Annotated in this window: 20 protein-coding genes and 1 tRNA gene; 12 read left to right on the top strand and 9 right to left on the bottom strand. The window is 62.7% G+C overall.

The features are described from left to right. The first annotated feature begins 62 nt into the window (after positions 1–62). Positions 63–494, top strand: a complete 432-nt coding sequence (locus tag ABH939_RS04075; RefSeq protein WP_003939735.1) for an SRPBCC family protein — start codon at positions 63–65, stop codon at positions 492–494. Between the two features lie 119 nt (positions 495–613). Continuing rightward, a complete protein-coding gene (locus ABH939_RS04080; protein ID WP_047272598.1) occupies positions 614–2,269 on the top strand; it encodes a substrate-binding domain-containing protein in 1,656 nt (551 codons plus the stop codon). Between the two features lies 1 nt (position 2,270). Here ABH939_RS04080 and ABH939_RS04085 read toward each other — a convergent pair whose 3' ends face one another. Both ABH939_RS04085 and ABH939_RS04090 read right to left on the bottom strand, forming a co-directional pair. Next, complete coding sequence (locus ABH939_RS04085; RefSeq protein ID WP_404649351.1) at positions 2,271–3,176, bottom strand: transporter substrate-binding domain-containing protein; 906 nt, start codon at positions 3,174–3,176, stop codon at positions 2,271–2,273. A gap of 65 nt (positions 3,177–3,241) precedes the next feature. After that, positions 3,242–3,514: a WhiB family transcriptional regulator gene (locus ABH939_RS04090; protein WP_037128762.1), complete on the bottom strand. Its 273-nt coding sequence runs from the start codon at positions 3,512–3,514 to the stop codon at positions 3,242–3,244. 115 nt (positions 3,515–3,629) lie between these two features. On the opposite strand from ABH939_RS04090, the gene ABH939_RS04095 reads away from it, so the two are divergent. Beyond that, positions 3,630–5,912, top strand: a complete 2,283-nt coding sequence (locus tag ABH939_RS04095) for an ATP-dependent DNA ligase (protein ID WP_003940540.1) — start codon at positions 3,630–3,632, stop codon at positions 5,910–5,912. Here the strand turns inward: ABH939_RS04095 and ABH939_RS04100 are convergent. Beyond that, entirely contained in the window at positions 5,812–7,353 is a 1,542-nt protein-coding gene (locus ABH939_RS04100) for an MFS transporter (protein ID WP_285181750.1), read from the bottom strand. The genes ABH939_RS04095 and ABH939_RS04100 overlap by 101 nt on opposite strands. Before the next feature lie 77 nt (positions 7,354–7,430). Between ABH939_RS04100 and ABH939_RS04105 the strand changes: the two genes are divergently transcribed. Continuing rightward, the gene (locus ABH939_RS04105) at positions 7,431–8,078 is read left to right on the top strand and encodes a TetR/AcrR family transcriptional regulator (RefSeq protein WP_285181751.1); all 648 of its coding nucleotides are present in this window, start codon (positions 7,431–7,433) and stop codon (positions 8,076–8,078) included. 4 nt (positions 8,079–8,082) lie between these two features. On the opposite strand, the gene ABH939_RS04110 is transcribed toward ABH939_RS04105, so the two are convergent. Beyond that, complete coding sequence (locus tag ABH939_RS04110; protein WP_192712281.1) at positions 8,083–8,805, bottom strand: TioE family transcriptional regulator; 723 nt, start codon at positions 8,803–8,805, stop codon at positions 8,083–8,085. Between the two features lie 108 nt (positions 8,806–8,913). Between ABH939_RS04110 and ABH939_RS04115 the strand changes: the two genes are divergently transcribed. Continuing rightward, entirely contained in the window at positions 8,914–10,137 is a 1,224-nt protein-coding gene (locus tag ABH939_RS04115) for an erythromycin esterase family protein (protein ID WP_221741777.1), read from the top strand. A 5-nt stretch (positions 10,138–10,142) separates the two neighbouring features. Here the strand turns inward: ABH939_RS04115 and ABH939_RS04120 are convergent, their stop codons facing one another. Next, the gene (locus ABH939_RS04120) at positions 10,143–11,252 is read right to left on the bottom strand and encodes a serine hydrolase domain-containing protein (protein ID WP_404649352.1); all 1,110 of its coding nucleotides are present in this window, start codon (positions 11,250–11,252) and stop codon (positions 10,143–10,145) included. 250 nt (positions 11,253–11,502) lie between these two features. Between ABH939_RS04120 and ABH939_RS04125 the strand changes: the two genes are divergently transcribed. From ABH939_RS04125 to ABH939_RS04140, 4 genes are all read left to right on the top strand, one after another. After that, positions 11,503–12,036 carry an NlpC/P60 family protein gene (locus ABH939_RS04125; RefSeq protein ID WP_029255974.1) on the top strand — a complete coding sequence of 178 codons (534 nt, stop codon included), beginning with the start codon at positions 11,503–11,505 and terminating at the stop codon, positions 12,034–12,036. Positions 12,037–12,101: 65 nt separating this feature from the next. After that, entirely contained in the window at positions 12,102–12,788 is a 687-nt protein-coding gene (locus tag ABH939_RS04130; protein ID WP_058037854.1) for a response regulator transcription factor, read from the top strand. Continuing rightward, a complete protein-coding gene (locus ABH939_RS04135) occupies positions 12,785–13,780 on the top strand; it encodes a HAMP domain-containing sensor histidine kinase (RefSeq protein ID WP_003940274.1) in 996 nt (331 codons plus the stop codon). The genes ABH939_RS04130 and ABH939_RS04135 overlap by 4 nt, the downstream gene beginning before the upstream one ends. 107 nt (positions 13,781–13,887) lie before the next feature. After that, a complete protein-coding gene (locus ABH939_RS04140; RefSeq protein ID WP_404649353.1) occupies positions 13,888–15,390 on the top strand; it encodes a DUF4153 domain-containing protein in 1,503 nt (500 codons plus the stop codon). A 73-nt stretch (positions 15,391–15,463) separates the two neighbouring features. Here the strand turns inward: ABH939_RS04140 and ABH939_RS04145 are convergent, their stop codons facing one another. After that, on the bottom strand, positions 15,464–17,800 hold the full coding sequence (locus ABH939_RS04145; RefSeq protein ID WP_404649354.1) for an arylsulfatase: 2,337 nt from the start codon (positions 17,798–17,800) through the stop codon (positions 15,464–15,466). 205 nt (positions 17,801–18,005) lie between these two features. Here ABH939_RS04145 and ABH939_RS04150 point away from each other — a divergent pair, with 205 nt between their 5' ends. Together ABH939_RS04150 and ABH939_RS04155 are read left to right on the top strand one after the other, a co-directional pair. Then, positions 18,006–18,674, top strand: a complete 669-nt coding sequence (locus ABH939_RS04150) for a TetR family transcriptional regulator (RefSeq protein ID WP_404649355.1) — start codon at positions 18,006–18,008, stop codon at positions 18,672–18,674. A 35-nt stretch (positions 18,675–18,709) separates the two neighbouring features. Further along, complete coding sequence (locus ABH939_RS04155; RefSeq protein WP_404649356.1) at positions 18,710–19,627, top strand: TauD/TfdA dioxygenase family protein; 918 nt, start codon at positions 18,710–18,712, stop codon at positions 19,625–19,627. Position 19,628: 1 nt separating this feature from the next. Here ABH939_RS04155 and ABH939_RS04160 read toward each other — a convergent pair whose 3' ends face one another. Together ABH939_RS04160 and ABH939_RS04165 are read right to left on the bottom strand one after the other, a co-directional pair. After that, the gene (locus tag ABH939_RS04160) at positions 19,629–20,591 is read right to left on the bottom strand and encodes a formylglycine-generating enzyme family protein (RefSeq protein ID WP_404649357.1); all 963 of its coding nucleotides are present in this window, start codon (positions 20,589–20,591) and stop codon (positions 19,629–19,631) included. A 49-nt stretch (positions 20,592–20,640) separates the two neighbouring features. After that, a tRNA-Arg gene (locus ABH939_RS04165) sits at positions 20,641–20,716 on the bottom strand. A 242-nt stretch (positions 20,717–20,958) separates the two neighbouring features. Here ABH939_RS04165 and ABH939_RS04170 point away from each other — a divergent pair. Next, the gene (locus ABH939_RS04170) at positions 20,959–22,338 is read left to right on the top strand and encodes an LLM class flavin-dependent oxidoreductase (RefSeq protein WP_404649358.1); all 1,380 of its coding nucleotides are present in this window, start codon (positions 20,959–20,961) and stop codon (positions 22,336–22,338) included. A 9-nt stretch (positions 22,339–22,347) separates the two neighbouring features. Here ABH939_RS04170 and ABH939_RS04175 read toward each other — a convergent pair whose 3' ends face one another. Continuing rightward, positions 22,348–23,346: a helix-turn-helix domain-containing protein gene (locus tag ABH939_RS04175; protein WP_003940366.1), complete on the bottom strand. Its 999-nt coding sequence runs from the start codon at positions 23,344–23,346 to the stop codon at positions 22,348–22,350. Between the last annotated feature and the right edge of the window lie 43 nt (positions 23,347–23,389).

The raw sequence follows: 23,389 nt of genomic DNA on the forward strand, positions 1-23,389 counted from the left end.
CCCCGTGCGTCTTTCTGGTACCTCTGGTTACGGAAAAGGCGCACGGGGCTTATTGTTCTGCCATGGCAAAGCTCACAGTGAAAATCGACGTTCCGCTTCCTCCTCAGGAAGTGTGGGACAAGGCGTCCGATCTCAGTGGATACGAAAACTGGCTCGTGGTTCACGACGGATGGCGCAGTGAACTTCCCGAACAACTGGGTGTCGGCACCGAGATCAGCTCGGTCGTGACTGTGAAGGGCCTGCGCAACCGCGTTCGGTGGACCATCAAGAAGTACGACGTCCCGAAGGCGATCTCGCTCAAGGGAGACGGCAAGGGCGGGGTCAAGCTCGGTCTCGAACTCGACGTGAAGGCAAAGGGCGACGGGTCGGAACTCGCGCTGACAGTCGAGTTGGGCGGCGCGCCGTTGTTCGGCCCGATCGGTTCGAGTGTGGCGCGGGCGCTCAAAGGCGATGTGGAGAAGTCGCTGGCCCAGTTTGTCCAGATCTACACCTAGTTGTGGAGATTTCCACATCGAGCTACTTCACCGCTAACATGAGTTAGGATTCTTTTCGGCGGGATAAACCGGGCATCGGTTGGTTATTGATGCGGGTCCCGCCGGAAAGGATTCGATCAATGTCGTCTCGTCATGGGTACGGCGCACCACCTGCGTCCATGCCTCGATCCGTGCAGGTTCTGATCGGACTCTTGGCAGTAGTCGCAGTCGGTGGAACCGCAGCATTCGCCGTGACGTTCAAAAGCGTCAGCGACAAGGGAGAACTCGGTGCGAGTGCTGTCACAGCTGCGACGGCAACCAGCTGTGAGAACCCGGAAACCGTGACCGTGGCCGCCGATCCGTCGATCGCCTCGGGACTCGAAGCTGTCGCCGCTGCCATCCCCGCTACGGAACTCGGGTGCAGCTCGCTCAGTGTGACGCCGCAAGATCCCGTGCTCACCGTCGCGGCGATCGCCGACGGTTCGGCACCCGCACTGTGGATCCCTGATTCGAGCGAATGGTTGGACAAGGTTTCGGCTAGCGGGCAGGAGATTCGCCGGATCAGCAACTCGGTCGCGTCCACCCCTGTTGTCACTGTCTCGGCGCCGGGAAGCGAGGCACCCGCCGCTTGGACGGATGTCCTCGGCGCTCCAGCACTGCACATCGGCGATCCCCTCACCAGTGCCGTCTCCAGCGCACCGATCGTGGCAGCCTTTGCCGAGGCCCAGTCGCGGGGCGGGGACCTCACGTCCATTTCGGCAGCCCTGGTCCCGGTGGCGCAAGCGCAGTACGGAAATCTGAAGGAAACCGGTTCGACCGGACGCATCCAAACCGTGGACGCGGACGGCGGGACCGCGGTGACGACCGAGCAGACCTTCGAGGCTTATCTCGCCGCACATGCGGACAGTCGACTCACCGCGTCGGTACCGTCTTCCGGTTCGGTCTTCATGGACTACCCGATGGCAGGTGTGGGTGCAGACTCGTCGGCGGCGGTCGACGCCGGCAAACTGCTGGCGGCAGCGCTGACATCGGACACCGGGCGCTCCGTACTTGCCGGCCTCGGGTTCCGCGGCGCGGATCAGGCCCCGCCGGTCGCCGGTGGAGTGGGAAAAGTTGGCTCGCTGGTGCCGTCCGATCCGACTGTGGTCGCCAAAGCGCTTGCGCGGTACGAGATTCTGTCCAGGCCTTCCCGTGCACTGGCAGTTGTCGACGTCTCGGGGTCCATGGACTACATGCAGGACGGGGTCACTCGAATGGCCGCGACTGCACAGGCCGGTGACATTGCGATCCGAATGTTTCCCGCCAACGCACAATTGGGTCTCTGGGCATTCTCCGTAGACCTCGGCGAGGGCACGGACTACCGCGAACTCGAACCTGTCGCCCGTATGGATGCAACTGAAGGCGACACGGATCATCGGAGCAAACTGCTGTCTCGGATCGACAGCCTCTCTTCGATCGTCGGCGGCGGAACAGGTTTGTACGACAGCGTTCTCGCCGCGTATCGGTCCATGCAACAGACCTACGATCCGGCCTCGATCAATTCGGTGATTCTACTGACCGACGGTGCGAACGATGATCCGTCGAGTATCTCGCTGCAGGAACTTCTCGACACCCTGACTCGCGAGCAGGACCCGACGCGGCCGGTACCGATCATCACCATCGGTGTCACCGATGACGCCGATACCGATGTGCTCGAGCAGATTTCGGCTCTCACCGGCGGCAACAGCCACTTCGCTCCGACACCGGCAGACATCCCGAAGGTCTTCGTCGGCGCGATCAGTGGGCGCGCCGGCTGAACTACTCGAGGACTGGCGCGTCGGCGCTGTCCGTGATCCATTCGGTTGCGAGTCTCTCGAGGGTGCCGTCGGCGTAGAGCGCATCCACGGCGGCAGAGACGCACGCCGTCAGAGGACTGTTCTTCTCGAGCACGAACCCGAAGAATTCGGTGACCGCGTTGGGCCGCGGAAACTGACCCACGATGACCGACCCGGGCAGTTCGTTCTCGGTGATGTGAAATCCGGTCGGGATGTCGACGACCAGTGCGTCGATCTCGCCTGCGGCCAGCGCAGCTTTCGCATCGTCCGTGGTCGCGAACTTGCGTGGCGCAGTGGTCGGAACAATCGTGTCCGTGATCGCCGCGAGGCTGGTGGAACCGGTCTGAGCGCCCAGTCGGTAGCCGGCAAGATCCGCAAGATTCTTTGCCTCAGCGGCTTTGCTCCCGCGCGAGGCGATCACCGACTGCGCCACTGCGTAATACGGCGAGCTGAAGTCGACGTTCTCGCGGCGATCCCCGGAAACCGTGAACTGATTGACGTCGAAGTCGAAATCCTTGGGGCCTGGTTTCAGTGCGTCGTTGAAGGCGGCCGTGGTGAAGCGAACCTGATCGGCGTTGTACCCGAGTTTGTCGACGACGGCCCGGGCCACCGCCCCCTCGAAGCCCTTGCCGTTGGACGGAGTGTTGTCGACGAACCACGGCGCGTACGCCGGCGAATCGGTGGCGATGGTCAAGACACCGTCTTCGAGGGTGGTCCCGCTCTGGGGTCCGCACTTGTCCACGGCGGTGGTCGAGGGCAGTTTGGTGAATGCCTCGGGAACCGTGGTCGTGGTGTCCGCTGCCGCAGGTGCCTCCGGCTGCGACGAACACGAGCCCAACAAGATCGAGGAAGCGAAGATCGCGGTCACGGCAACAGCGCGTCGTGTCATAGGCACAAGGCCATCTTGCCTGTTTGTCCGGTACGAACGTGACGGGGGTCTCGTGTGAGCGGAGTTCACGCAGCTGAGCGTCGTAGTGCAAGGCGCTCCGACGGTGTCGTCCCACCCCATACTCCGTGTGGTTCAGCGGTGTCGAGTGCAAAGGTCAGGCAGTCCCGAATGACCGGGCAGCGGAAGCACACCTGCTTCGCGGAATTTTCCCGTGCAGCCCGATTGCGTCCGCGTTCTTCACCCGGCGAATAGAACACGGCGGGGTCCACCGTCTTACAGGTGGCGAACATCCGCCAGTTGTTGTCGACCAACGGCTCCACGGAACTGCGAACTGTCATCGTGGTCTCCTCTCCCATCGAGAATCCAGTCTTGCCCGTGGCCTGGCGCAGCGGCAGGTTTCCGATCCACCAGATTTCTACTGCCAGATGCAGCACTATCCAGCACAATGAGGAAATGGCAACGACGGATCGGGGTCAGATCACGCTCGACGGCACAACGGTGTCCGTGACCAATCTGGGCAAGATCCTCTACCCCGAGAGCGGCACCACGAAGGCCGAAGTCATCGACTACTACACCCGTATCGCCGCAGTCATGCTTCCGCATGTCGTCGGTAGACCGGGCACTCGTAAGCGTTGGCCCAATGGCGTGGACGGTCAGTCCTTCTTCGAGAAGAACCTTGCGTCGTCTGCCCCGCAGTGGCTCACGCGTGCGTCGCTGCAACATTCTGATCGTGTCGTCACTTACCCGGTCTTCGATTCCGTTGCATCCCTGGCGTGGCTGGGGCAGCAGGCCGCACTCGAATTGCACGTTCCCCAATGGCGATTCGACGGTTCCGAGCGTGGTCCGGCGACACGACTGGTATTCGATCTCGACCCGGGCGAAGGCGTCGGATTGACCGAGTGCGCCGAGGTGGCGAGGTCGATTCGAGATCTGGTCGCAACTCTGGGGTGGACTGCCTATCCGGTAACCAGTGGTAGCAAGGGAATTCACCTCTACGTTCCACTGGATCGAGCCTTGGACGGCAGCGGTGCGTCGACTGTCGCCAAGCAGATCGCCACCGGACTCGAGAAGCTTCACCCGGATCTCGTCACCGCGACGATGGCTCGAAATGTGCGGGCAGGCAAGATTTTCGTGGACTGGAGTCAGAACAACGCAGCCAAGACAACCATTGCGCCGTACTCGATGCGCGGTCGCGATCAACCCTATGTTGCCGCGCCGCGCAGTTGGGACGAACTCGACGATCCGAAACTACGACATCTGTTGTTCGACGAGGTTCTGGAGCGCGTCGAATCCGATGGTGATCTGCTGGGCGATCTGGATCCGCCGGTCTCGGCGGCTGTAGCCGACACGTTGACGCACTATCGCAACAAGCGGTCGGCCGACCGGACGCCGGAGCCGATCCCTGCTGCGGTGACCAAGGAGACAGCGGGCAATACCTTTGTGATTCAGGAACATCACGCCAGACGATTGCATTACGACGTTCGGCTGGAGCGGGATGGTGTGCTCGTGTCCTGGGCTGTTCCGAAGGGCGTGCCGACCAGTGCCGGAGAGAATCGGTTGGCCGTGCACACCGAGGATCACCCGCTCGAGTACGCCACGTTCTCGGGCACGATTCCGAAGGGGGAGTACGGCGGCGGTTCGATGACGATTTGGGATTCCGGGACGTACGAGACCGAGAAGTGGCGTGAAGACGAGGTGATCGTGCGCCTCAGTGGGAAACGGGTGCAGGGACGCTTCGCGCTGATCCGGACGAAGGGTGACCAGTGGTTGATGCATCTGATGAAGGATCAGAACGCGAGTTTCGGAACGGAGTTTCCGAAGAATCTCGAGCCGATGCTTGCCACCGCTGGAACGCTCGAAGGTCTCGACTCGCAGGAGTGGGCTTTCGAAGGTAAGTGGGACGGGATTCGAGTGATTCTCGAATATCATTCGGGCACAATGTCACTTCGCAGTCGCGCGGGTAACGACAAGACCGGGGACTATCCCTCCCTTGCCGGGTTGGCCGAGGTGCTGGACGGTCATGACGTGGTTCTCGACGGTGAAGTGGTGGCGTACAACGACGCGGGGGTCACCGATTTCGGTCTTCTCCAGCGAGGTGGGGAGCCGGTGTTCCTGGCCTTCGATCTTCTGTACCTCGACGGAGTGTCTTTGCTGCGGAAATCCTACTCGGACCGGCGCACCGTGTTGAATGCGTTGGCGGGCAAGGTCGGTGAGCTCGAGGTACCTCCACAGATCGAGGGCACGGCGGAGAACGCGTTGGAGGTGAGTACCGATGCCGGATGGGAAGGGATTGTCGCCAAACGTCGTGCATCGGTCTACCTTCCGGGGCGGCGTGGGTCGAGTTGGATCAAGGTGAAGAACTGGCGCACTCAAGAGGTGGTGATCGGAGGGTGGCGCACCGGGCAGGGCAATCGAGCACAGGGGATCGGGGCGCTGCTCATGGGAATTCCGGGTGAGGATGGATTGACCTACGTTGGGCGCGTCGGTACCGGCTTCAGTGATCGCGACTTGGAGTCTTTACTTGCGACACTGGAACCGCTGCGTCAGAAGGAAAGTCCGTTCGGGGAGGAACTTCCAGCAGATGACCGCAAGGGTGCGGTGTGGGTGAGGCCGGAACTCGTCGGTGAGGTGCGGTTCATGGATTGGACGAAGACCGAGCGTCTGCGTCATCCGAGTTGGCGAGGTCTGCGGGAGGACAAGAAACCGGGCGACGTGGTGCGGGAAACAGTGCAATGACGGCCAACGCACCGACGAACGCGACTGCGGCACAGATTTGGATTCCGGTACTCATCGCCGAGGTGTAAGCCTGGTTCGCTGCGTCGGTCAAGGCACTCGCGGGGGGAGCGCCGGCATGGATCTGCGCCGGATCGGCTGTGGAAGTGCCGACTCCGGGTTCGAAGCGGGACCGGAAAACGGTGGCTACGACCGTCCCGATGACGGCGACGCCCAGAACTCCACCCAACTCTCGCACGACGCTGTTGATCGAACTGGCCATCGAAGCCTGCTGGGGCGCAACCGAAGACATCGACGTGGTTGTGGCCGGAGCCATGACCAACCCCATCCCCGCGCCGACCAGTGCCATGATCGCAGCCAGGATTCCGAACGGTGCGTACCTATCTGCTGCGATCGACAGGACCAACAGTCCCGCGGACATGACTGCGAGACCGGTCGCGATCGAACTGCGCACGCCGAATCGGCCGACCATACGATCGCTGCTGGAGGCGACAGTCGCCATCACTATCGCAAACGGAACTGCACCGACGCCGGCGACCAATGGACCGTAACCACGAACTAATTGGAGGTATTGCGTGTACGTGAAGAGAACTCCGAAAAGGGCGAAGAATGTTACGGCCAAGATGGCATTGGAGGTGCTGAACACTCGACTGGTGAAGATGCGCACGTCGGTCATCGGTGCCGAGGCCCGCAGCTCCCACCAGACGAATCCGGCGAGAAGTGCTGTTGCGCTGACGATCTCCAGCACCGTGACGGGCGACGACCATCCGCGAAGGCTTGCCTGGGTGAGGGCATCCACGATCAAAGCCAGTCCGCCGGCGGACAGCAGGAGTCCGGGGATGTCGAACGAACCCTTCGTGATCCCTCTTGCCGGGGGCACAAGAAAAACCGTCGCGGCGATCACACCGGCGACCAGTGGGACGTTTATCCAGAAGACGCTTCCCCAACTGAAATGTTCGAGAAGTACGCCACCGGCCACGGGGCCGATCGCGATTCCCAGTCCGGCGGTTGCAGACCAGATTCCTATCGCCCGGCCTCTCTCCTGCGGGGCGAACATCGAGACGACAAGTGACAGCGTCGCCGGCATGACCAGTGCGGCGGCTGCCCCCATCACTGTTCTCCATCCGATCAGCTGCATTGACGTGTGAGAGAGGGCAGCGAAGGCTGACCCGAGGGCGAACAAGGTGAGGCCGGTCAGAAGTATCCGACGGTGACCGAATCTCGCGCCGAGTCCACCTGCCGTGATGAGCAAGGCGGCGAACGCCAATGTGTATGCGTTGGTGATCCATTGCAGGTCGACGGTGGTCGCCCGCAGTTCGCGGGCAAGGGTCGGGATAGCGGTGTTGAGGATGGTGTTGTCGATCGTGACTACGACGAGGGATGTGCAGAGGGCGCCCAGTGCTGCCCATCGTCGCCGGTCAGTGGGTTCGAGGGAATTCATCATGTCCTTACGAATGTAACCTTACGAATGTTTAGTGATGAGAACGTACCCCCTCGCCTTACATGTGTAAAGTTTGTCGGGTGAGTGATGTTTCCGAAGATGCCGATGAAACTGGGACGAGTGGTTCTCGGAGTACTCGCGCCCGAAATCCGAGAGGAAGCGGCGCACGGCTCCGCGGAGAGATCGTCGCCGCAGCGGCGACGCTCATCGCCCGCGCCGGATCGGATCAGGCGGTGACGCTCCGATCAGTCGCTCGCGAAGTCGGGATATCCGCACCATCTATCTACGGACACTTTTCCGATCGCGATGCCATTGTCGAAGCGGTGGTCTCCGAATCGCTGGAGCAGTTGCATCTCGCCGTGGCCGACGCCGTTTCCGCACACCCCGACCCGGTCGAGGGTCTGTATGCCGGGTGCTCGGCATACGTCGAGTTCGGCATTTCCGAGCCCGCTCGGTATCGGGTCTTGTTCGGGTGGTCCAGGCCGAAAGGTCAGTCACCACAATCGGATACGCGAGGACTGGCCGCCTTCAACACGCTGGTGACCAACCTCGACGCGTGCGTCGCCGCTGGGAGGTCGGCCAGCACAGACACTTTTGTCGATGCGGTATCGATCTGGACTTCGCTGCACGGACAGGTGATGTTGCGGGCCGATCTCCCGGAATTCCCGTGGCCGTCGACCGACACCGTCGGTGAGATGGTGAGGAGCCTTGCGCGGCTTGTGAACTGACGCCTCAACCGTTTGCTGATCGGCAACCAGGCGAGGTCTGATCCAGCATCGTGAGATAGGCATCGAGCTGAGCTGCGCCGGCGAGAAGGTTGCGACTGCGTGTGGTCAGCCGGTCTTGCCAGGATTCGAGGAACGCTGACAATGCGTCTGCTCCGCCGGCCTCGCGCAGAGAATCGAGAAACTGAGCGACTTGCGACAGCCGATAGCCACCGCGCCGCAGCTGCCGTGCGATCTCGGCGTCGCGCACACACTCCGGACCGTATTCGCGATAACCCGTTGCTCGTTCGCGCTCGGGGCGCAGGATGCCGTGCTCTTCCCATGTGCGCAGTGTCGCCGGGTGAACGCCGAGACGGCGCGCCAGCTCACCCACCGTCAACGCTGGACCGTGCACCAGTGCCGGTGCCATGGTGGACAGAGTCCCCAGCGCTGTGGCTACCTCGGTGCGAGTTTTTCGCTCGGCGAGCAGCGTCATGTGCGCACTGTCGATCAGGCGATAGGCGGACTCGGTGTCGCCCTGGTTGGTCGCCCGCATGATTTCCGTGGCCCGCTGGTGCCCGTGACCGCCGCGCAATGCGAGGAAAGTGCGCAGGGCTTGCGCGTGCACTGGGGTGTATCGCCGGTAGCCGTAAGTGCTGCGCTCGGTCGGAGGGAGGATGCCGGCATCGTCGTAGTTGCGGATCGCCTGTGCGGACAACCCGTGTTCACGGGCAAGGTCTATGGGCCGCACTGATCACCTCCGATTGAGGCTTTTCACGGTATACCCCAGGTAATTGCCGGTGAAAGTTTCACTCGAATCTTCAACGATACTGTCGAAGGCAGTCCACCTTCGAAAGGGATGATCATGTCCACTGCCCCAGCGCTGAGTGAGTTCGGCCGCCAACTCGAAGACGCGGCAAGTCTTGGTCGTGCCGTCGACGAACTGCTCGCAGCGCGAACCGAGGTGCCGGCTCTGCTCGCTCTCGGCGAGCCGACTCATGGGATCAAGGCTTTTCCGTTGCTGCGCAACGAACTTCTCGGCCAACTGGTCGAACGAGGATATCGGTCGATCGTGCTCGAAACAGATGTCTTTGCGGCTTTGCTTGTCGACGACTACGTGAACGGGGGAGAGGCGGACATCGAGAAGGTGCTCGCCACAGGCTTCAGCCACGGATTCGGTGCGGTACCGGGAAACCGCGAACTCGTAGAATGGCTACGCGAGTACAACCACGGCCGCGCTCCGGCCGACCGAGTTCGCTTCTACGGCTTCGACGCTCCGGTGGAGTATTCCGGCGCACCGAGCCCACGTGGCGCGCTGTCTGCAGCAGGTGACTTCCTGCCCGCTGCGATGCGGCCGCACTCGTTCGACGACATCGACCTTCTGCTCGGGCAGGACACCGACTGGACCAACCCGGCGGCGATGTTCGAACCGGCTGCGTCCGTCGGCAACTCCGATCAGGCTCGTGCCCTGCGCATCATTGCGGACGACCTCGCCAGCGTCCTGCGGCGCGCCGCACCTGTGCTGCGGCCCGCCGACCCGGCCGGGTACGACCTGGCCCTTGCACATTCACGCACCGCTCTGGGGCTCTTGCGCTATCACTCCGCGATGGCGAGTTCCGCTCCTGATCGCATCGGCACTCTGCTCAGTCTGCGTGCCGAGATGATGGCCGAGAACCTGTTGGCGGTCGTCGCCCAGGAGCAGCGACGCGGGCCGATCCTGCTCTTCGCACACAATGCCCATCTCCTGCGAGTGCCGTCCGACATGCCCGTCAACGGCGACGTGGTCAGCTGGGGGAGCGCCGGCTCACTTGTCGGACTTGTCCTCGGGGAGCGCTACGTATTCGTGGCAACCGACGCCAACCCCGACAGTGATCCGGGCACTCTGCAGGGAGCGTTGGCCGATGCGACCAGTCGGCGTGCCCTGTTTCCGGCGCCCGCACTTCGCGCAGCACTTGACCCGTCCGTCACCGCGGGAGAGGCGATCCTGCCCGGCCACCTGCCGCTGAAACCTTCGGAGTTGGACGGCGCCGACGCGGTCATTTTCGTCGCGGACACTGATGGAAAACGTTATCAATACTGGTAACAGCGTCAGGGGCAGAGTGCGTGCGAGAGTATCGCGACGGTGTCCGGCTGGTCCTTCGGCGTCGACGTCAGCGTCACAGTGAACGCGCGGTCCGGCGTCGCGCCGGACAGTGTGTAGTACCCGTAGATCCCGCCACTGTGGCCGGTATAGGTGACGCCGCAGGGAAGTTCGGTGGCGCCGACGCCCATCCCGTACCCGAGTCCCTCGGCTTCGGTGGCGGCGACCTGAGGGGTGGTCATCTCGGCAAGCTGCTCGGCCGGCACCACCTGCCCGTCGAGTAGTGCACGCCAGAACGTGTTCAGGTCTGTGCCCGTCGAGACCATCGCTCCGGCAGACCAGGGGATCGACGGTTCCGTGCGGGAAACGTCGGTCAGGCCACCGTCGAGATCCTGATAGCCCGTCAGGTGATCGCCCCTGATGTCGAGCTCACCGGCCGGCGGGAGGTACGTGTCTTCCAAGTCCAGCGGATCGAGTATCCGAGACCGGAGTTCATCGGCGTAGCTGCGGCCACTCACGGATTCGACGAGCATTCCGAGAACGATGTAGTTGGTGTTGGTGTAGACGAACGACGTTCCGGGGACGAATTGCGCCGGTTTGCCGAGGGCGATGGCGACCGCGGCGGACGGCGTCAGCGTTCGGTTCTCGTTTGCTGCAATCCATTCGTCGGCGCCGGGTTCTCCGGCGAACTCGGGAAGGCCGCTGCGATGTTGCAGCAGTTGCCGCACGGTGATCGCGCTACCGTCGATGCCACTGCCGTCCATGTCACTGCTGTGCAGTAGGCCCGGGAGATACTGCTCGATCGGTGCGTCGAGGTCGACCTTGCCCTCGGCGACCAACTGCAGAACGAGCGAAGCTGTGAATGTCTTTGTCACACTTCCGATCCGGACGCGATCATTCTTGCCGATCGAATCGCCGTTGGTCCGGTTGGGCACGCCGCTGGTCATGACAGCCGTCGTGGTGCCGTCGTCGAGTGTTGCGATCGACCCGACGACACCCGACCTGGTGAGTCCGTCGAGATCCGATTGAATCTCCACTGCGCGCTGGAGCGTCGAGCAACCGACGAGTGCCGTGGTGGCTCCGATGATGACCGCGGCGACAAGGAGGTATGAGCGCATGATTTCGAATCTAGGGATCCGCCGGCTCCGACGGATCCGGGAAATCCCCGATCATTCCCTGATCTTTGCCAGGCCGGGACGTAAGGCCTGTTTGTCGAAAACCGACAAATGGGATCAATGATTCCTGTCCGAACACCACGTCTACGCCGTTAACATCCGAACGAAGTGTTTGTTTTCACGTGTCTTACCAGTTCACGGCTATCGAGGTGCGCTGCCGCGCGCCGAAACGACTCCCACGAAGGACGGATGCATGAAGAAGTCGACACTCCGCACGGGAACGGTCGCTGCTCTGCTGACCGGAAGCGTCCTGTTGCTCTCCGCTGCCCCCGCCTCGGCCGACCCGGGGAGCCTCGGCAGCGGCGGCAGTAGCGGGAGCTCCGGCAGCCTGGGAAGCGCAGGAAGCATCAGCAGCGGATCAGCCGCACTCCCCATTCCGAGTCCGGCAGGCCTGATCGCGCTGGCAGCAGCGAGCACTCAGACCGGAAAGCCCTACCAATGGGGCGGAGTCGGGCCGAACTCGTGGGACTGCTCCGGGCTGGTGCAATGGGCGTTTCGGCAGGCCGGAGTGAATCTGCCAAGGACCAGCCAACAGCAGGCCAACGTCGGACAGCCGGTTCCTCGGTGGGCCCTCGCGCCCGGCGACGTCATCACCTTCTACCCCGGTGCGACGCACGTCGGCATCTACGCCGGATTCGGAATGGTGTTCAACGCCTACGGAGTTGGTGTTCCGACCGGACTGACGCCGCTGGCGGATCTGCCGATCAACAACATCCGCAGGTTCTAGAACCTGCACAGAACCTTCACAAGTCCTCCCAGGTTCATCCACGAGGGCCGAATACAGTCAGTTCCATGAGTCAGCGAAGAGTGCTCGTGGTCGACGACGAGGTCAGTATCTGCGAGTCCATCGCAGCGAGGCTGCGTGCCGAGGGCTACGACGTCGAGTTGGCATTCGACGGTCCCAGCGCTGTGACCCGCTGCGAGCAGATGGATGCCGACCTAGTGGTGCTCGACGTGATGATGCCGGGATTCGACGGCCTCGAAGTTTGCCGCCGCATCCAGGCCGTGCGCCCGGTGCCCGTGCTGATGCTGACCGCTCGCGCCGATGAAACGGACATGCTGATCGGTCTCGGCGTCGGGGCCGACGACTATCTGAGCAAGCCGTTCAGCATGCGTGTGCTCGTCGCCCGGGTGCAGGCTCTGCTTCGGCGTGCGGATCGCGCGGAGCACGCTGCTCGCCCGGTGGCCGACCTCCTCGAGTTCGGTGACGTCGTGATCGACCTGACCGAACGTCGAGTGCGCCGTGATGCGCAAGAAGTTCACCTGACTCGCACCGAATTCGATCTCATCGCCTATCTGGCGGAGCGGCCGCGAGCCGCGATCCCGCGGGAGTCGCTGCTCGAGGAGATCTGGGGCTGGGGTGAGGGAGCGGGCAGTCGGACCGTCGACAGCCACGTCAAGGCGCTGCGACGCAAGCTCGGACCTTCCGTGATCCGGACCGTTCACGGGGTCGGGTACGCCTGGGACGTGCCGCGATGAGCGTCGTCGACCGTCTTTTTGCACGGTGGCCGCGGCCGCTGGACCCGATGCGGTCCTTCAAGGTGAAGGTCGGCCTCCTGGTTGTCGCAGCACTGGTGTTCGCCGCGGGTGGTTTCTGGCTGACGTCGCAACAACCGTTTCGTTTTGCTCTACTGACGGCGTTGGTTGTCGCTCTAGGCGTTACTCAGGTGCTCGCACACGGGATGACGTCACCGCTTCGCGAGATGACGGCCGCGGCGAAGGCGATGGCGCGCGGCGACTATTCGCGGCGAGTACGAGCGACTTCCAGAGACGAAGTAGGCGAACTCGCCCATGCGTTCAATCGGATGGCCGAGGACCTCGGGGCCGACGACCGGTACCGCCGCGAGTTGATCGGCAACGTCTCCCACGAACTGCGCACGCCCATCACCGCTTTGCAAGCCATGCTCGAGAACGTCGTCGACGGTGTCGAAGAACCGGATCCGGCGATGATGAAATCGGCGCTGCGGCAAACGGAACGACTGGGCGCGCTGGTAGCCGACCTTCTCGATCTCTCGAAACTCGAGGGTGGCGCAATGCCGTTGAAACGCCGCCGTTTCGAGGTCGAGCCGTTCTTACGCGAGCTGTCGAGTGTGAGTGCGGGCGACATCGAGATAGACGTCAAGCCTCCACAATTGTCCGTGGTCGCCGATCCGGATCGCCTCCACCAGGTGGTGACCAACCTGGTGGACAATGCGGTTCAGCACGGGAACGTCGACACCAAAGTTGTCATCCGAGTACGTACCGGCAGCGCGGGGGAGTTGGTGCTCGACGTCCACGACGACGGCCCCGGCATCGAACCACAGGCCCGTGAGCGAGTGTTCGACCGCTTCATCCGCGGCGGCTCGACCGACGGGGGCACCGGACTCGGCCTCGCGATCGCGAAGTGGGCGGTCGAATTACATGACGGCAGGATTGCCGTCGTCGATGCCGCGTCGGGTTGTTGCATTCGAGTAGTGCTGCCGCAGAACTGAATCAAAGTCCCTGACGAGATCGAGAGATCTCGCGATGGCGCATGTCTTCATCGGCATTCGTCTGTACTTCCGACCCTGAAAATTGAACCAGACACATAGGAGATCACATGAGCGCTCCGATAGTAATTCCACCGAAACCGCCGATGCCGGCCGTAAAACCCAAGCGTCCCAGCCGGTTCTGGCGTCCCGATCGCACGTCGATGGCCACCCGCTCGATGCTCCTCGGCGCGGCCGCAGTAGGGGTGCTTGCGGCCCTGATCCTCGACCCAGGGTTCGCGAGTATCGCGTACGTGATCGTGGGTGCCAGTGTGGTGATCGTCTTCGGGATTCTGACGCCGCCGCGGATGACCGTGACGCAGTGGGTCGCCGCCATCGGGATGCTCGCACTGCTGGGTGTTGCCGCCGTTCGCGGTGCGGAGTGGTTGGTGTTCCTCTGCGTCGTAGCTGCGTGGGTTCTGTTCACGTGGACTCTGATCGGCGGGCGGACGTGGACCGGAATACTTCTGGGAACGGTCGCTCCCTGGCGGGCACCCCACCGGACGGTCAACTTCGTTCGTCGTCGAAAACTTGCTACCCGCTCTGCTCCGCGGGTGCCGGCGGCGCGAGTTGTCGTCGTAAGCGCAGTATCGATTCTTCTCCTGCTGATTTTCGGATCTTTGTTCGTGAGTGCGGATCCGGAGTTCGCGAAGATCTTCGACGGCTTCGCTCCTGCCATCTCGGTGTCGAACCCGGGAGCACGGATCTTTGCCGGCGTCGTGATGGCGTTCGGCACGCTGGTTGCGGTGTATCTGCGCCGCAGAACGCCGACGGTGGACGCGTTTGCACCTGCGCAGGCGACGCCGTTGCCGATGTGGGAGTGGGCGGTCCCGCTCGGAGTACTCAACGTGCTGTTCCTCGGTTTTGTTGCAGTACAGACGAAGACGCTGTTCGGGGGAGACGAGCACGTACAGGTGACCGATGGACTGACCTATGCGGACTATGCGCGTGTGGGTTTCTGGCAGCTCATGGCGGTTACCGTGCTGACGCTGCTCGTCATCGCCGTCGCAGTGCGGTACATCGACCGCCGCGACGCTGGATCGAGGCGTCTTGCCCGCGGACTGCTGGGTGCCCTGTGTGTTTTCAGCCTGGTGATCGTGGCGTCCGCTGTGCACCGGATGTGGTTGTACGAGAATCAGTACGGTTTCACGGTGCTCCGGGTCAGCGTCTTCGCGACCGAGCTGCTTCTTGGCTTCGTGTTCGTGTTGTTGCTCGTCGCAGGTATTCGGATGTCCGGGAAGTGGCTGCCCACAGCTGTTCTCGCCACTTCGGCCGCCGCGCTGCTGGCCTTCGCGGTGTTCAACCCCGACGCGTACATCGCGCAAAAGAACGTGGAACGGTTCGAGGGCGGCAAGAGCATCGACGTTTCCTACTTACGCGGGCTCTCCGTCGACGCGGTACCTGCCTTGGATCGTCTACCGGAACCGCAGCGTTCATGTGCCTTGAGCAGATATCGACTCGGAGTGCCGGGCACCACTGCGCCCTGGGAGTTCAACGCAGCGCGTGAGAAGGCCCGCGACATCCTGGAAGCTCGCCCGGTGGGGCCGTGCCTGCAGATGTACACGGTCGGATAGACGCAGGGCGATTGTGCAGCCGCACGGCAGATATCGCGCGCGGCTGCACAATCGGCGAGCGTCGCCTGGTCGATCAGTGCACGGCGAGTGAGATTTTCTCCCGTTCCTCTGCGGACACCACATCTCGGGTGGATCGTAAGTCGACGGTCACGCTGTGGAGTTTGCCGCCGTAGCGGAACGTGCCCTTGTCCGCGAACTCTTCCGCGACCGGGCTTCCCCGGTTGATGCCGACGTCGAGCTGTTCGTTCATGCTGAAGATCGCCCGAGTGGTCTTCTCGATCCGGCCTTCGGAGACCACCTCGTCGTCGACGCTCAGGGTTGCGGTTCCACCCTTGCCGATTCCGCCGCCGTCGTACTCGAAGTGGACGGACACCTCGCGTGCATTGGGTGCCAGCGGGTTGCGCCCACGCACGAAGGTCCGACCACCGCCGCTGAAGTTGTAGCAGTAGACGGGGACGGAATCGAGTATGTACAAAGCGAATCCGCCGAACCGGCCACCGAGGCTGACCAGCATGCCGTCGGCGACGCTACCCAGACTTGCGGTCAGCGTGTACGAGCGGTTGAAGAACGTCGGCGCGGCTTTCTCGACCAGACCGTTCATGTGTGGGTACAGCGTGAGGGTCTTGCGGCCCATCATCGGATGCGGGGGTCGTGATTCCGCGGTGGCGTGGCGACCGACCGTTCTGTCGTCCAGCGGCAGCACCTGATATTTGGCCGCCTCGACGAGGAACTTTTCCTTGAGCCGGGCGAGGATCTCGGGATGCTCGTCCGCGAGATCGCGGGCCTGCGACCAGTCGACCGAGGTGTCGTACAGCTCCCAACGGTCCTCGCTCATCGGTGTGAGCTCGAGGCCGTGAGTGGCCATCAGCCAGGGTGCGCGGTGGGCCGTGACTGCGGTCCAACCGTGATCGTAAATTCCGCGGTTGCCGAAGATCTCGAAATACTGTGTGGTGTGGCGCTCTTCGGCATCGGGCTCGGCGAAGGTGTAGTTCATCGCCACGCCTTCCATCGGTTTCTGGGTGACTCCGTCGACGCTGGTCGGTGCCGGAATACCGGCAGCTTCCAGGATTGTCGGCGTGATGTCGACGCAGTGATGCCACTGCTCCCTGATTCCTGGCTTGTCGATCCCCTTGGGCCAGTGGGTGATCAGACCGTTTCGGGTACCGCCGTAATGGGACGCAACCTGCTTGGCCCACTGGTAAGGGGTGTCGAGAGCCAGAGCCCACGACGCCGGATAGTGCGGGTAGCTGGTTTCGGTCCCCAATTCGTCGTAGCGCGCCAGTACGTCGGATGTCGCACTCTTGTAACCGTTGAGGCCGGCGAGGTAGTTGAACGAGCCCTCCATTCCGCCTTCCGCGGAAGCGCCGTTGTCACCCATCATGTAGAGCACCAGAGTGTTGTCGAGTACATCCATGTCCTGCAACCGGTCGACGAGCCTGCCTACCTCGTCGTCGGTGTGCTCGAGAAACGCCGCGTACAACTCCATCAAACGGGCCGAGACCTTCTTCTGGTCGTCGTCGAGTTCGTCCCAGTGTGGGAGCCCTGGAGCCCACGGGGCCAATTCGGTATCAGGAGCGACGACGCCCAGTTCCTTCTGCTTTTGGAGGGTGATCTCGCGTTGGCGATCCCACCCGTGATCGAATTCGCCGACGTACTTGTTCAGGTATCGGTCCGGAACCTGGAGTGGAGCGTGGCACGCACCGAAGGGGAGATAGCAGAACCACGGCTTGTCGGGGTCCATCGTGTTGACGCCCTCGATCCATTCGATCGCGTGGTCGACGAGATCCTCTGACAGGTGGTAACCCTCCTGTGGTGTCTTGGGTAAGTCGACCATCGTGAAGTCCTCGTAGAGAACCGGGGTGAACTGGTCGGACTCGGCACCGAGGAAACCGTAGAACTTGTCGAAACCCTCACGGACCGGCCACCGATCGAACGGCCCGGCAGCGGTGGTCTCCCACGTCGGGGTCTGGTGCATCTTGCCGAAAGCACCTGTCGCATAGCCGTTTCCCTGTAGGACGCGTGCGACCGTGGCGGCAGAGGCGGGGCGGGTCCCGTTGTATCCCGGTGCCGCGTTGGCCATTTCGGAGATGACACCCATACCGACACTGTGGTGGTTGCGCCCGGTCAGTGTGGCGGCACGCGTCGGCGAGCACAGAGCCGTGGTGTGGAATCGGCTGTATTTCACGCCGGTTTCGGCCAAACGCTCGGCGGTGGGGGTGCGGCACGGGCCACCGAACGCGGAGGGTGCGCCGAATCCGACGTCGTCGATCATGATCAGCAGCACGTTCGGGGCCCCGGCCGGCGGGCGAAGCGGTTCCGGGCGGGTGTACGGGGGATTCTGATCGGGGTAGTACACGGCGGCCGCGACGTTCGGCGTCTCGGGAATGATCGGAATGGAATGGCGATTCACCAGCAGGCTCCTTGGCGTGTGCAAAACCGGGCGGATTAAGCGGTCGTCTTAATCTGGAGCGTATCGATCGGAATTCAGTTGGCGGCGCATGTCTCGTTGACTGGGACAACTACCCCCGTGAGTGGTTAAGGAGTCCCTGCACTCCCTAACCGCGCACAGGGGATGGGGCTTGCGGAATTAAGACAGTGACTTATATGGTCGGTGTATGCCTGCCTCGTTGGATGCCAAGAACGCCATGATCGCCGTCGCCGAGCGGATGTTCGCCGAGCAAGGTATTCACGAAGTGTCCATGCGGGACGTGGCGACTGCGGCCGGGCAGCGCAACAACTCTGCAGTTCAGTATCACTTCGGTGGGCGAGACGGTCTGGTGCTGGCCGTATTCCGGCATCGGATGGATCAGATCAACGCAGCGCGACTGACGTATCTCGACGACATCGACGCCAGTGGGCGGACCGACTTGGTCCGTGCTTTGGTCGAAGCCTTTCTGTACCCGCTGGCAGATTTTCTGGCGACGGTCGACGGTTCCAACTATGCGAGGTTCATTGCCCGAATCTCACCGTCGGTGGATACGCAGAGTGCTGAGTTCCGCGAGGTCAGCGAGGGGATCAACGAAGTTGTCGTCAGGTTGACGCGGGCGTTGCCGCATCTATCTCGCCGCGTCGCGGTCGAACGGATCGATCTGACGTTCAACATGAGCGTCTCCGCTCTGGCCATCTTCGAGCAACGCCGGGAAGACGAAAACCCCGTTGTGCAGGCAGATTTCGATACGACGGTGGATCATCTGGTCGATCTCGCGGTAGGAGCACTGACCGCGCCCCAAAGCGCACACAAACGCACACGAGCAAAGCGGTTGCACGCGTCGATTGACTTGTGACCCCGCGACACGACACGACAGGACGGAGTCATTCGATGGCTACCCTTACATCATCAAGAACAGTCCAAATCGGCAATCACACAATCGAATTCGGACCACGCGGAATGAGGCGCAATCCGGAAGGCGTTGAATCGAGGCCGTACGAGCGGTTCACTCTGACACCCGTCACACCGTTCATCGGTGCCGAGATCGGCGACATCGACCTGCATGATCCGTCGGAGGAGCAGATCGAGGACGTGCGTCGGGCCCTCCTCGAATGGAAGGTCGTGTTCTTTCGGGACCAGCCGATTTCGAGCGTGAATCATCGTGACTTCGCGGCCCATTGGGGTGAACTCGAGGTTCATCCACTTCTCCCGCAGGGAGAGGTCCCGGCAGTCGTCAGATTCGAACGCGGAGAGGACAGTCCAGGAACGGAGAACATCTGGCACGTCGACGTCACCTGGACGAAGACGCCGCCGCTCGGTTCAGTACTTCGGGCGATCGACGTACCGCCTGCCGGTGGTGACACGCTCTGGGCCGATATGGGTAACGCCTTCGACTGCCTCCCCGACGAGATCAAGGACTTGATCGACGGCAAGGACGCCATCCACGATTTTGTACCGTCCTTCGGACGCGGCATGAGCCCGGAGAAGTTGGAGCAGATGAAGGAGCAGTACCCGCCGGTTCTGCATCCGATGGTGCGTAAGCATCCGGAGACCGGGCGTAAAACTCTGTTCGTCAACAGCCTCTTCACCACCCACATTCCGGATATGGATCCTGTCGAAGGCAACGATCTGCTCAACCTATTGTTCGCGCAGGTCAAGGTCCCGGACTTTCAGTGCCGCTTCAAGTGGGCGCCGAATTCCATTGCCTTCTGGGACAACCGGGCCACCCAGCACTACGCTGCGAGCGACTACTTCCCGCATCGTCGCGTCATGGAGCGGGTGGCCATCCTGGGGGACGTGCCCTTCTGATCTACTCCTGCGGAATGCGGATGATGCACCGGAAGCCGACGTGGCAGGTCGAGGACTCCTCGGATTCGCCCTGCCGCGCGGCGGGGCGGTATCGCAAGCAGTAGTTCGGTGCACACAGATGTGAGCCGCCTTTGATCACCCGTCGTGCGTAGGGTTCGCCCACCAACGCCTCCGTGGCGAACTCCGCTCGGGGATTACGAGGAATGCAGCACGACGAGGCCGGCGCGACGTTCTTGGAACTGTGGGCGTGGTCGGACGTGTAGTGATCGGCCGTCCATTCCCACACGTTCCCGGCCATGTCGAACAGTCCGTAGCCGTTGGGCCGGAACTTTCCGACCGGAGCGGTGCGCTCGTAACCGTCCTCGAGCAGATTCTCCCGGGGGAACTGGCCCTGCCACACGTTGCCACCGGGCCGCCCGCCCGGAGAGTCGTGATCGCCCCACACGTACGCCTGGCGATCGAGTCCACCGCGGGCGGCAAACTCCCACTCGGCCTCGGTCGGGAGTTCCTTGCCGGCCCACGCGGCATAGGCCTGGGCGTCGAAGTACGACACGTGGGTGACGGGGTGCCGTTCACGTCCCCCGATGTTGCTGTCGGCGCCCTCGGGATGGCGCCAATCGGCGCCGGGAGTGAACGACCACCACTGGGTGTAGTCGTCAAGTGAAACCGGGCCGGGTGGCGAATTGAAGACCAACGATCCCGGGACGAGGAGGGCTGGATCGGCCTCGGGATAGTCGGCGGCGTCCGGGGCGATTTCAGCAGTGGTGACGTGGCCGGTTGCCTTCACGAAGCGTCGGAACTCGGCGACCGTCACCGCCGTCGTGTCCATCCAGAATCCGTCGACTGTGACCTGGTGAACTGGGCGTTCTTCCGGATAGAAATCTTCGGAGCCCATCCAGTACGTCCCACCCGGGATCAAAGACATGTTCTTCGGGGGAGTTGCCGTGGAGTGAGGCGTCGTCATGAATTCAAGAATGGCACGTTGGTCGCGCCGATGTGGGGAGAGTCCCACCTGGTGCCCTCGGCAGGATTCGAACCTGCGACCCTTCCTTTAGGAGAGGAATGCTCTATCCCCTGAGCTACGAGGGCGGGGAGCGTACCGACAAGCGCTGAAAACCCTGTGCTGCCGGGGTTTTCGCTTCCCGATACTGCTGCTGCATCCGCTCGACCTGTCGGCACGAAGCCTCGGGCGTCACAGCTGCGCTAGTCAGTGTAGCGGCCCGCCGACGAGGTCGCGAAGTCGACGGTATCGCCGGGTGCAAGCAGGAGCCGAACCGATCGCACTGATCGCAATGGTGTTCACCGCGGAGCAGGCACGGCATCGTGCGGGAATGACCCGCAGAATCCGCTTCAACGCCTTTGCCATGAACTGCGTCGCCCACCAATCGCCAGGTCTGTGGCGCCACCCGGAGGACCAGTCGTCCAGGTACACGGATCTGACGTACTGGACGGAGTTGGCGAAGCTCCTCGAGCGTGGACGATTCGACGGGCTGTTCCTGGCTGACGTGTTGGGAACGTACGACGTGTACGGCGGCAATCACGACGCAGCGCTGCGGCAGGGCGCGCAGGTACCGGTCTCGGACTCGCTACTGCTGGCGTCGGCGATGGCTGCCGTGACCGAGCACTTGGGCTTCGGGATCACCGCAGGTACAGCTTTCGAGCATCCCTACCCGTTCGCTCGGCGCTTGAGCACCCTCGACCACCTGACGAACGGGCGAATCGGGTGGAACGTGGTCACCGGATACCTCCCCTCGGCCGCGCGGAACATGGGCGAGGACGACCAACTCCAGCACGACGATCGCTACGACCACGCGGACGAGTACCTCGAAGTTCTCTACAAGTTGTGGGAAACGTCGTGGGAAGACGACGCGGTGGTGCGTGACAGAACCACCGGGGTCTACACAGACCCCGCCAAGGTTCATCCGATCGAGCACGAAGGCAAGCACTTCACGGTTCCGGGCATCCACATCTCCGAACCTTCTCCGCAGCGGACGCCGGTCATCTTCCAGGCCGGCGCGTCGCCTCGTGGGGTGCGGTTCGCCGCTGAGAATGCCGAGGCGATCTTTGTGGGTGCACCGACAAAGGCGATTCTCAAAGACACCGTTGCTCGAATCCGAAACGAACTGACGAAGGTCGGGCGAGATCCGTACTCGGCCCGCATCTACACACTGTTGACGATCATCACCGACCGAACCCCTGAGTTGGCCCAGGCGAAGCTCGAGGACTACCGCAGCTACGCGAGTAGTGAAGGCGCGCTCGTTTTCACCTCGGGGTGGATGGGAATCGACCTCTCCGGATACCGAGCGGACGAGCCGATCGGGAACGTCGAGAGCAATGCCATTCAATCCGCGGTCGCATCGTTTCGTCAGGCCGACGAGAAAGGCGGCGAATGGACGGTGGGGGACATCGCGGAGTGGGCGGGCATCGGCGGGCTCGGCCCGATCGTTGTCGGTTCCGGCGCGGAGGTCGCCGACGAGTTGCAGGAGTGGGTGTCCGAGACCGACGTCGACGGTTTCAATCTCGCGTACGCGGTAACTCCCGGAACCTTCGAAGACATTGTGGAGCATGTGATTCCGGAGCTGACCAAACGAGGTGCCTACCAGGGCGACTACGATGAGGGAACGCTGCGCAACAAACTGTTCGGGCGAGGGGACAGGCTGCCGCTCGAACACCGAGGCCGGAGCTTCGACCGGATCCGCACTGCCGGCTGAGCGGGGACCTCAGGACCAACCGGACCCGGGTACGTGAACCGAGGTGGTGAGGTCGACGGCCTCGATGTCCGAAGACCTCAACTCTTCACCACACACACTGCAACCCAAGCGCGCTTCGAACCGTTTACCGCAGGCCTTGTGATGGAGAACGATGTCCGGGCCGTCCGCGGATCTGAACCAACGCTGACCCCAGGAGATCATGCACATCACCACGGGGAAATACGCCGTGCCCTTGGCGGTGAGTCGATACTCCGACCACTGTGGGCGATCCGGAAGCGGACGCGTTTCCATCACACCGATCTCGGTGAGGTGCTTCAAGCGATCCGCGACTATCGCCGGTGGTGCACCGGTGATCTCGGCGAACTCTCCGTAGCGGCGAGCGCCTCGGAAAGCTGCACCGATGATCGCCGCTGACCAGCGATTGCCGACAAGTTCCATCGTGTGAGCCAGAATCTCCGGACGGCGTTCGGACTTGGTGGAGCGTCGCCGCGATGTTGCTTCCGGGACACTGCGTGAGAAGTCCCCACTCGGACCCATTTGGGAGTCCAGGGATCGTACGTCCACGTCCTCGCCGCACTCCTTGCAGCGCAGGATCGGGGTGAAGTCGTTTCCGCAGGTGCTGTGCCGCAGTGGTGGAAGCGGCTGGGTTTCATTGGGCGCCCACTGCTTCTCCCACGACCACATGGTGATGAGGACGGGCCAGATCGACTGCCCTTTGCGGGTGACCGAGTATTCGTGCCTGGGCGGGTTCTGCTGATACTCACGACGCTCGAGCATTCCGCCGGCCGTCAGGACCGCCAACCGTGAGGACAATACGGAGTTGGAGATTCCCCCGAGGGCGAGCCAGTCGTTGTATCGCCGCGACCCCAACAGGGCGAATCGCAGAATCCAGAGGTTCCACTCGTCCCCCAACAACCCGAGCGTGACGGCCAGTGCGTTCGGACCGCCGGCAGGCAACTCGGTGACGCCCGCCGACGCGGTGGGTGTCGAAGATCCGGCTGCATTCACTCGTACCACCCCGAAATCATAGGCCGCGCACCCTGCGGCACCG

The sequence above is a fragment of the Rhodococcus sp. 27YEA6 genome, assembly GCF_044908235.1.
GTDB classification, from domain to species: Bacteria; Actinomycetota; Actinomycetes; order Mycobacteriales; family Mycobacteriaceae; genus Rhodococcus_F; species Rhodococcus_F qingshengii.